The following is a 6,204-nucleotide window of genomic DNA, read 5'->3' on the forward strand; positions in this document are numbered from 1 at the left end:
GACGGCCTCGCCCTCCTGCTCCACGACGCCGTCGGCGAGCGGGCTGCGTTCCGGCGCGCCGCGTCCGCCGCCGAAGACGGCGCGCAGCCGGGGGCGCAGCGAGCGCGCTCGCAGGACGCGCTGCACCTCGCGCCACGTGACGTCGCCCGCGTAGGCGAGGGTGCGGGCGGCTTCGTAGACCTGCCGGAGCAGCGCGTCCGCGTCGAGCAGACCGAGGTGGGCGGCGACCTGGTCCTGTTCCTGGAGGGCGAGGCGGTCGGTGGCGCGCCCGGTCGCGAGGTGGAGGGCGTCGCGTACGTCGAGGAGGGTGCGGCGCGCTTCGCCGAGCCCGGCGCGCGGCGCGTCGGCGAGCCACGACGCGGCGACGGCGCGCAGGGCTGTCGCGTCGCGGAGGCCGCCGCGCGCCTCCTTGAGATCGGGTTCGAGAAGGAACTGGAGCTCACCGTGACGCTCGGCGCGTTCGGCGCACAGTTCGTGGAGGGCGGGCAGGCGTTTGGGAGCCTGGTTGCGCCAGTCGGCGAACACGGTCGAGCGCAGCCCGGTGGTCAGGCCGAGATCGCCGGCGACGTGGCGGGCGTCGAGGAGGCCGAGGTGGGCCTTCAGGTCCTCGCCCGCGGTCTTGCGCGCCTCGTCCGGGGTGCGGACGGAGTGGTCGAGATCGAGGCCGAGATCCCACACGGGGTACCAGACGCGGTCCGCGACGGCTGCGACGTCGCGTTGTCCGGCGCGGCCGTCGTGCAGGAGCAGGAGGTCAAGATCGCTGCGCGGGGAGAGTTCGCCCCGTCCGTAGCCGCCGACCGCCACGAGGGCGACGCCGCGTGGTGGTGCGGCGGCGTCGAAGAGTTCGGCGAGCCAGGTGTCGGTGAGCGTCGCGAGGGCCTGCCTGCGCGCGCGGCCGTCGTCCGCGTTCTCGTGCAGCAGGCGCAGTCGGGCCGCCGCGTAGCCGCCCGGCTCGGCGTCTTCGGTTTCGTGGCGTTGGTCGAGGCTCGTCACCCGGCAGCTCCTGGCCCCCGCCGGAGCGGGGTTCGTGATCGGTCAGCGGTGTCAACGGCGAAAGGGTGTGGTCCCTGCGGGGTCCTTCGTGGTTCCTGCGGTGCTCTCTTGCCTACGGGGTTGTCGCGGCGTCGCGATGTACTCGGGGAGGGTGCGCGACGTCTCGCGGGAGACGCGGCGTCGCGACGCAAGCGCAGGTCGCACACGACGTCGTATATGCCACGTCGCCCTGGACGAGGCGCGCTAGCAGGCGCCACGTCGCGCGGGTCGCCGCCGTCGTCCCGGCCGTATCGCGCTCCGCGTGCCCGTGCCGCCGCCTCGTCGCGCCGCCTCGCGTCGCAACGTGTTCGCCCAGCCCGCCACGCTTCCGCGCCCCTGCGCCGCGTCGCGCGGAATCGTGCCGCGTCGCCCTGATGCCCCGTAGCGCGCCGACACGTCGCCCGGGGCCACGTCGCGACAAAAGCGCAGGTCGCACGCGACGTCGCATATGCCACGTCGCGCGACCCCACGCTCCCTCGCACCTCCGTACCGCCGCCCCGTCCCGCACCGCCCCTCCCCCCGACGCGCCCGTCCCCCGCCCCGTGCGTCGCGCGGGCGGCGTGCGGGGCGGGGGACGTCGGGGTGGCACCGGGCATCGTGGCGGGGGTCAGAGGGCGTCGGGGCCGCGTTCGCCGGTGCGGACGCGGACGGCCGTCTCGACGGGGAGGCTCCAGACCTTGCCGTCACCGATCTTGCCGGTGCGGGCGGCCTTGACCACGACCTCGATCAGCTGCTCGGCGTCCTCGTCCTCGACGAGGACCTCGATACGGATCTTGGGCACGAGGTCGACGGTGTACTCCGCGCCCCGGTAGACCTCCGTGTGGCCGCGCTGCCGGCCGTAACCGCTCGCCTCGCTCACGGTCAGGCCGTGGACGCCGAAGGCCTGGAGGGCTTCCTTGATCTCGTCGAGCCGGTGCGGCTTGACGACCGCGGTGATGAGCTTCATGCGTCCACCTTCTTGTTCGTCGCCGGGGCCGCCGTGGTCCCGGTCGCGAGCGGTGCCGCCGTGCCGCGGGGCAGGGAGCCGCCGCCGGCTCCGCTGTAGTCGTAGGCGGTCTCGGCGTGCTCGACCTGGTCGATGCCCGAGACCTCGTCGTCCTCGCTGACCCGCATACCGATGGTCTTGTCGATGAGGAGGGCGAGGAGCGCGGAGACGACGAGAGAGTACGCGAGGACCCCGAAGACGCCAGCGGCCTGCTTGCCGAGCTGGTCGAGCCCGCCGCCGTAGAAGAGGCCCTTGGCGTCGGACTGGACACCGCCGGTGGCGAAGAACCCGACGAGCAGGGAGCCGACGATCCCGCCGACGAGGTGGACGCCGACGACGTCGAGCGAGTCGTCGTAGCCGAACTTGAACTTGAGGCCGACCGCCATGGCGCAGAGCAGCCCGGCGATGGCGCCGACCGCGATGGCGCCGAGGGGGCTGACCGCGCCGCCGGACGGGGTGATCGCGACGAGGCCCGCGACGGCGCCGGACGCCGCGCCGAGAGTCGTGAAGGCGCCGTGGCGGATCTTCTCGTAGGCGAGCCAGGCGAGCATCGCGGCACCGGTGGCGACCTGCGTGTTGAGGAACATCACGGCGCCCACGCCGTCGTCGTTGCCGAGCCAGGAACCGGCGTTGAAGCCGAACCAGCCGAACCACAGCAGACCGGCGCCGAGCATCACGAGCGGCAGGTTGTGCGGGCGCATCGGGTCCTTCTTGAAGCCGACGCGCTTGCCGATGACGAGGATGACGCCGAGCGCCGCGGCACCCGCGTTGATGTGGACGGCCGTACCGCCGGCGAAGTCGATGACGCCGAGGTCGTAGGCCCAGCCGCCGGTGCCCCAGACCCAGTGCGCGACGGGGAAGTACACGATCGTGACCCAGAGCGCGATGAAGAGCGCCCAGGCGGTGAACTTGACGCGGTCGGCGAGCGCGCCGCTGATGAGCGCGGGCGTCAGGATCGCGAACATCAGCTGGAAGACGGCGAAGACGTAGATCGGGATGGTGTAACCGTCCCAGAGCTGTACGACGCCGATCCCGCTGAGGCCGACGAAGTCGCCGTTCCAGCCGATCAGGCTTCCCTTGTCCGTCCCGAAGGCGAGACTGAAGCCGTAGAGCACCCACAGGATCGTGACGATCCCGAGGCTGATGAAGCTCATCATCAGCATGTTGAGGGTGCTCTTGACGCGGACCATGCCTCCGTAGAAGAAGGCCAGCGCCGGGGTCATCAACATGACCAGGGCGGAACAGATGAGCATGAATCCCGTGTTCGCGGCAGACAGCTGCGGAGCGTCTGCGGCGAGCGCAATGCCTGGGGGCATCTGCGTCTCCTCGTCGTCGGTGCGGCCCGTGCGGGCTCAACCAGTGCGGTCGTGAGGGGTGGGCCGTTATGCGCCATGAGGTTGTCGCAGCGCGGTTTCGGCCGATGCCCCTCGGTGTTTCACCGCCGTGACGAAGGCACGGTGCGTGTTACGCGTTCATGAACCGCGACGCGACCCCACGCCGCGTCGTTATCGTCGCGCAACCTACGGAACGGCCCCCGCCGCCTCGCACACCCGCGGCGTCCGTATACCTGCGCGGGCCAACGCGACGTCGCGCCGCGTCACGACGCGGGCGCGAGAGCGGGGCGACGTACGGGCGGAAGTGGCCGGAATCGGGTGGTTGCGGCGCGCGGCTGGGGGCGTCGCGGGGACGAGGACGCCGCGTGGACGGGGCGTCGCGGCGATCGGGGGGGCGCCACGTGGACGGGGCATCGCGGCGACGGGTACGCCGCACGGCGAAGCGCACCCGAAGCCGTAGCGCCGCCTCAAGGCGAAGGACACCGGGGGACGACGGCCACGTTACGCGGCCACGTCGCGCCGATACGTCGCCACGTCACCGCTGCCGCGCCGCGTCGCACACGGCCGCCGCGGCGACGCACCCGGCCTCCCGCGCGCCACGTCCTCCGCCCTCCCGCCTTACATCAACCCGTCCCCGTCCTCCGGGAGCTGCCGTGCCATCTCGTCGCGCAGGTGAAGGACCTCGGGGACGGCGCCGTAGGCGCGGACGACCTGGTCGACCGTCGTGCGCAGGCGGTTGTTGAGGCGTTCGGAGCGGACCTTGCGCGCGATGCCGATGGCGGCACCGGCGCGTTCGGCACTCAGTTCGGGTTCTTTCTTGATCAGGTGGACGGTCGAAAGGCCGATGAGATTGAGCGCGTACGAGCGATGGTGATCGAGGTCGCTGCCGAAGAGTTGCACGGCGCGCTCGATGCGCGGCTCGGCGAGGGCGGCGTGCTCCTTGTGCCGGCCCGCCGTGTAGACGAGGTCGCGGAAGGAGTGGCCGTTCTCGGCGTTCAGTTCCGCCTCGGTGAAGAAGTTGATCCAGTCCGGGTCGCGCTCCTCGCCCGCCGACTCCGTCGCCTCGGCGTACGTGTCCTCGGCGATGCGCACGGCGCGCTTGCACTTGCCGGGCTGGGCGAGGTTGGCGTAGGCGCGCGCCTCCATGGCGTAGAGCATCGCCTGCGTGCGCGCCGTCGCCTCGTGGCGGCTGCCGTACTGCGCGAGGTGGATGAGTTCGAGCGCGTCGTCGGGGCGGCCCAGGTGGATCATCTGGCGCGCCATGTTGGAGAGGATGTAGGAGCCGAGGGGCCGGTCCTCGGCCTCCTTGGCGGCGTGCAGCGCGAGGACGAAGTATTTCTGCGCGGCGGGCTGGAGGCCGATGTCGTAGCTCATCCAGCCGGCGAGTTCGCCGAGTTCGGCGGCGACGCGGAAGAGGCGGCGGCCGGTCTCGGCGGTCTGCGGTTCCTGGAGCAGGTCGGTGACCTCGTGGAGTTGCCCGACGACCGCTTTGCGACGCAGACCGCCCCCACTCTGTGCGTCCCACTTGCGGAACATGACCGTTGTTGATTCGAGAAGGGAGAGTTCGGGTTCGGACAGGCGCCGCGCGGTGCGGTTCGGCGTGGCGAAGTCGGCGACGGTCGGGAGGCGCTCACCGTGCGCGGGCTGGAGCCAGCGCTGCATCGGCTCGACGAGGCCAGCGCCCGCCGTCAGCGCGAGGGAACCCCCCAGGAAACCGCGCCGCGCCAGCATGAGGTCGCTGCGCGAGAATTCACTCATCAGGGCGACGGCCTGCGGCGCCGTCCAGGGCAGGTCGATGCCCGCCGTGGACGGGGTCTGGTGGACGGGGCGCAGACCGAGGTCCTCGACGCTGACGGGCGAGCCGAAGCGCTCCGAGAAGAGGGCCGAGAGCAGCCGGGGGATCGGGTCGCGCGGCTGCTCGCCGTCGAGCCAGCGACGTACGCGGGAGGTGTCGGTCGAGATGTGCACGGCGCCGAGTTGGCGGGCTCTCCGGTTGACCTGCCGGGCCAGTTCGCCCTTGGACCAGCCGCTGCGGACGAACCAGGACTCCATGAGGGCGTTGGGTTTCTTGTCCGCGCCCTCGCCCGCGCCGTAGTCGGCCTCGCTGTGCGTTCCACCGAATGCCCGGCCCATGTCCATGAGCACGCCCCCGTCCGTCACCCGTCGCCCCGCGCCTCTGCCGTACGCGGCCCCGCCCCCCTCAGCATGACGCGACGTCGCGTGTGCCCACGCGCGCCGTCGTGGCGACGTCGCGCGCGCGGACGTGTCATCGCCGCCGCCTCGCCACCTCGCCGTGACACCGCACCGTCACCACTGCCGCGCGTCGTCGCCGCCGCGTGCGACGTACGGCGCCTCGGCGTCAACGTCCGTCCCGACGCTTCACACTGCTGGAGTCTGCCCCGTGACGGTAGGGCGTCCCTCACGCGCGCACGAGCCCGGCCGGGGAAACGCCACCTTTCGCCACCCCCGCGCCAATAACTCGCCCTGCACTTCACACGATTGACTGACGACAGACGAACGGGGAACGGCGCGTCGAAGCGCGCCGGGGCGCACATCACCACATTCGCGCCCCCTCCGAGCGCCGCACGCTACACACGGAATGTCACGCCACCGGTCCGCTGCGTAACCGACGGAGCGTCGGCGGCGTTGGACGCTCCAGACACGTTGGAGGGGGCATGGGCTTCACGATCGGCGGCATCCGGGAGAAGCGCGAGGGCGTGCGGCGCCGTGGACGCTCCGCGGAGTGCACCACGGTGGCCGAGTTCACGGGGCTGTGGGGCTGGGACGTCGCGCCGGGGGCGCGGATCGAGGCCGGTGGCTGCTCCTGCGGCGACGCGACGTGCCGGGCGCCCG

4 protein-coding genes and 1 pseudogene are annotated in these 6,204 nt (G+C 72.1%); 1 reads left to right on the forward strand and 4 read right to left on the reverse strand.

Features of this window, described 5'->3' with window-relative positions:
* From SSBG_RS06515 to SSBG_RS06530, 4 genes are all read right to left on the reverse strand, one after another.
* A partial coding sequence (locus tag SSBG_RS06515) for a nucleotidyltransferase domain-containing protein (RefSeq protein ID WP_037869088.1) occupies positions 1 to 993 on the reverse strand: 993 nt, incomplete at its 3' end.
* A gap of 646 nt (positions 994 to 1,639) precedes the next feature.
* A complete protein-coding gene (locus SSBG_RS06520; protein WP_008745418.1) occupies positions 1,640 to 1,978 on the reverse strand; it encodes a P-II family nitrogen regulator in 339 nt (112 codons plus the stop codon).
* Positions 1,975 to 3,333 (reverse strand): ammonium transporter, encoded by a 1,359-nt coding sequence (locus tag SSBG_RS06525; RefSeq protein WP_008745419.1) that lies wholly within the window; start codon positions 3,331 to 3,333, stop codon positions 1,975 to 1,977. The genes SSBG_RS06520 and SSBG_RS06525 overlap by 4 nt, the downstream gene beginning before the upstream one ends.
* Positions 3,334 to 3,969: 636 nt before the next feature.
* On the reverse strand, positions 3,970 to 5,484 hold the full coding sequence (locus SSBG_RS06530; RefSeq protein WP_008745420.1) for a hypothetical protein: 1,515 nt from the start codon (positions 5,482 to 5,484) through the stop codon (positions 3,970 to 3,972).
* Positions 5,485 to 6,026: 542 nt separating this feature from the next.
* Here SSBG_RS06530 and SSBG_RS06535 point away from each other — a divergent pair.
* Positions 6,027 to 6,204 (forward strand): annotated as a pseudogene (locus SSBG_RS06535) (DNA primase); the annotation flags it as partial.

It is taken from the genome of Streptomyces sp. SPB074 (assembly GCF_000154905.1).
Lineage (GTDB): Bacteria > Actinomycetota > Actinomycetes > Streptomycetales > Streptomycetaceae > Streptomyces.